This window comes from Sulfurimonas sp. (assembly GCF_014859695.1).
In the GTDB taxonomy this organism is placed as follows: domain Bacteria; phylum Campylobacterota; class Campylobacteria; order Campylobacterales; family Sulfurimonadaceae; genus Sulfurimonas.
Genome location: NZ_JACUTS010000135.1, coordinates 1 through 3,137, shown reverse-complemented (window position 1 = coordinate 3,137; position 3,137 = coordinate 1). Strand labels below are relative to the sequence as shown.

Below are 3,137 nucleotides of genomic sequence, written 5' to 3'. Positions count from 1 at the left end.
TGCTTAGCGAGTAAAGAGATAGCCTTTATTTATTAGAGATAAGATATAATAATTCTAAAAATTTTTAGAGGGAAAATATGAGAGATAAATTAGGAAAATATGTAAGCAGTATCAATACACTTAAAGTTGAGGAGAGAGTGCTTTACTTCAACACGCTGATTTTAGGAAACGAGGGTGCAGGCAAAACAAATCTGGCGTGTAAAATACGAAACTATATAATCGACAGTAATGTTGCAACGCTCTATCTTGATTTTTCAAATTCTGATATCAATGATATAGAACTTAGATATAAAGACGAGCACTTTAACTACATAAGATTTAATGAGAGCGATGAGTTTTTAGAGCAGTTTAGCAAGCTTATTGATGAGAGAAAACATATCTACATGGCAGTTGACCCTGCGTATTTCTCAAATAAAAGAGATATAAAAAGCAAGCTGACCGAGACTCTTCAGATAAAAGGATTGTTGGAAAACTACTACTACTTTTTCCATGATATTGAAAATTTAAACGGTTTTTATACAAAATTTGAAGATTTTTTACTCTACATGTTGACTTTTTTAAATATAAAAAAATATGGTCTTACGTTTTTGGCACAGCCTCACAGCACCTTTGAAAATCCGCAGATAAAATTGCTTTTTACATTTTTGTATCTTGGAAGATGCTCAAACTTTGAGTATTTCAATACTGCAAACCTGAAGAAACTCCCTAAAAACAGATTTTTTTATCAGTATAGAACAAACTATCATACACTTTTGTTCAATGATATAAAAAGCAATATAGTCGAAATTGATGAGTATGTCGTCGAAGAGTAGTTATGCAAAAACTTTTTGATGAGGTAGCATCTTTAGATAAGAGATGTTATGAAGAGTTTTTTTTAAGCGAAGATATTTTGATGGAACATGCCGCAGAGGGTATGGCTGAGTATATTCGTAACAAATTTGAAAAAAATTCAAAAGTCATAATAGTTTGCGGGAGCGGTAATAACGGAGCTGACGGTATTGCTCTTGCGAGGCTTCTTCATGGCGACTTTGACACCTCTCTCTTTTATGCAAAAAAGCCTGCGTCAAAGATGGCGCTTCTGCAGCAAAAAAGAGCCCTTGGTATAGGCGTAAGAGAGTGCACAGAACTTCAATCGTGTGATATTTTGGTAGATTCGATTGTCGGAACGGGATTTAGCGGCGAATTTAGCGAAGAGCTGACGTGCATAATCCAAGAGATGAATACGCTTGAGGCTTTTAAAATCGCATGTGATGTTCCATCTGGGTATAAGTTTATGGCAGATGTAACGCTGACTATGGGCGCTTTGAAAAAAAGCATGTTTTTGGATAGTGCCAAAGAATTTGTCGGTGAGATAAAAGTTCTTGATTTGGGCGTGAGCCGAAATGTTTACGAAAAACAGAGTAACTATAAGCTTCTTGATTTGGATGATTTAAAACTCCCCTCAAGAGTAAAAAAAGATTCCCATAAGGGCTTTTACGGGCATCTGGCTATTGCATCGGGACAGAAGAGCGGAGCGAGCATCATGAGCGCTCTTGGCGCACTGAGGTTTGGAAGCGGGCTTGTAACGCTTGTGGGATTTGAAAAAATTGAGATACCGCATACGCTCATGTACTCACATGAAGTGCCCAAAAACACGACTGCTCTGGCTTTGGGGATGGGTCTTGGAGTAGAATTTAGTGCTCAAGAGTTAGAGAAGTTTTTGGATAACTCTCTGCCGCTGATTGCGGATGCGGATATATTTCATATGCAAGCCGCTCTAGATATTTTAAAAAGAGACGAGGTTGTTTTAACGCCGCATGCAAAAGAGTTTGTCTCGCTTTTAAAAAGAGCAGAGTTAGCTGATATAACGGTAGATGAGTTGCAAAAAGAGCGTTTTAAATATGTAGAGATGTTTTGCAAAAAATATCCACATGTCACGCTTCTTTTAAAAGGTGCAAACGTCATAATAGGCAGAGGCGATGAGATTTTTGTCAATCCTCATGGAACTCAAGCGCTGGCAAAAGGCGGAAGCGGAGATGTTTTGAGCGGTCTTATCGGAGCTCTTTTGGCGCAGGGGTACAGCGCACTTGATGCCGCAATAAACGGTTCATTAACACATGCTAAACTTGCACGAAATTACGATGGAGCGGATTTTTCGCTTACACCGGATGATTTAATAAATGAAATAAGTAGATTATAGGAAATAGAATGAAAGATATACTAAAAATCGGAAAATATGAGCTAGGCTCGCGTCTGATAGTCGGAAGCGGAAAGTACAAGGATTTTCAAACAACAAAAGAGGCGACATTAGTTAGCGGAAGCGAACTCATTACCGTTGCGGTTCGCCGTCTCAACATTACAAACCCCGATCAAGAGAACCTTCGCGATACGTTTGCGGGGACAAATGTAAAGTTTTTGCCAAACTCTGCGGGATGCGTAACGGCGGAAGAGGCAATTACCACCTTTAGGCTGACGCGCGAGGCAACTGGGATTGACCTTATAAAACTAGAGGTTATAGGCGATACGCAAAAAACTCTTTATCCTGATGTTTTAGAGACTATCAAAGCATGTGAAATACTCTCAAAAGAGGGTTTTACCATTATGGCGTACACTTCGGATGACCCTATCATGGCTAAACGTCTTGAGGATGCGGGCGCACACGCCATTATGCCTCTTGCCGCACCTATCGGGAGCGGATTGGGGATTCAAAACCCATACAATATAGTCTTTATCCGTGAAGCCGTAAGAGTTCCTGTAATCGTAGATGCGGGAATAGGGTGTGCGAGTGATGCTGCGTATGCGATGGAACTCGGCGCTGATGGAGTTTTAACAAATACCGCTATAGCACAGGCACAAAACCCTATGATGATGGCAGAGGCGATGAAACATGCTGTAATTGCAGGGCGTATGAGCTACCTATCGGGAAGAATTCCTAAAAAACCTTACGCTACCGCATCTTCTCCTATTAATGGATTGATACAGTTCTAAACTTCAATATTTTTTGAGAGATGGGTAAGTAGCAGAAGCTGCCCCATCCCTTCAAAAAATCTCTCTATTCCCATATCCTTGCTGTCTAAAGATTTTTCCAGAGCAGTTAGAAAAACTAATTGCGACTCATCAGAAGCCATCATAAAAGCGTCCATTATATATCTAAATGA

Annotated in this window: 3 protein-coding genes; all 3 read left to right on the top strand. The window is 39.7% G+C overall.

Going from position 1 to position 3,137, the window contains the following annotated elements; all coding sequences use genetic code 11:
* Positions 1–77 precede the first annotated feature (77 nt).
* The 3 genes from IBX42_RS11850 to IBX42_RS11840 are packed head-to-tail and all read left to right on the top strand — an operon-like array spanning position 78 to position 2,967.
* On the top strand, positions 78–812 hold the full coding sequence (locus IBX42_RS11850; protein ID WP_294933139.1) for an ATP-binding protein: 735 nt from the start codon (positions 78–80) through the stop codon (positions 810–812).
* A gap of 2 nt (positions 813–814) precedes the next feature.
* Complete coding sequence (locus tag IBX42_RS11845; protein WP_294933138.1) at positions 815–2,179, top strand: NAD(P)H-hydrate dehydratase; 1,365 nt, start codon at positions 815–817, stop codon at positions 2,177–2,179.
* An 8-nt stretch (positions 2,180–2,187) separates the two neighbouring features.
* Entirely contained in the window at positions 2,188–2,967 is a 780-nt protein-coding gene (locus IBX42_RS11840; RefSeq protein ID WP_294933137.1) for a thiazole synthase, read from the top strand.
* The last annotated feature ends 170 nt before the right edge of the window (positions 2,968–3,137 follow it).

Bases quoted from the DNA above. Each gene is read 5' to 3' on its own strand.
- IBX42_RS11840 (WP_294933137.1), top strand. From the start codon at position 2,188: ATGAAAGATATACTAAAAATCGGAAAATATGAGCTAGGCTCGCGTCTG.
- IBX42_RS11850 (WP_294933139.1), top strand. From the start codon at position 78: ATGAGAGATAAATTAGGAAAATATGTAAGCAGTATCAATACACTTAAA.
- IBX42_RS11845 (WP_294933138.1), top strand. From the start codon at position 815: ATGCAAAAACTTTTTGATGAGGTAGCATCTTTAGATAAGAGATGTTAT.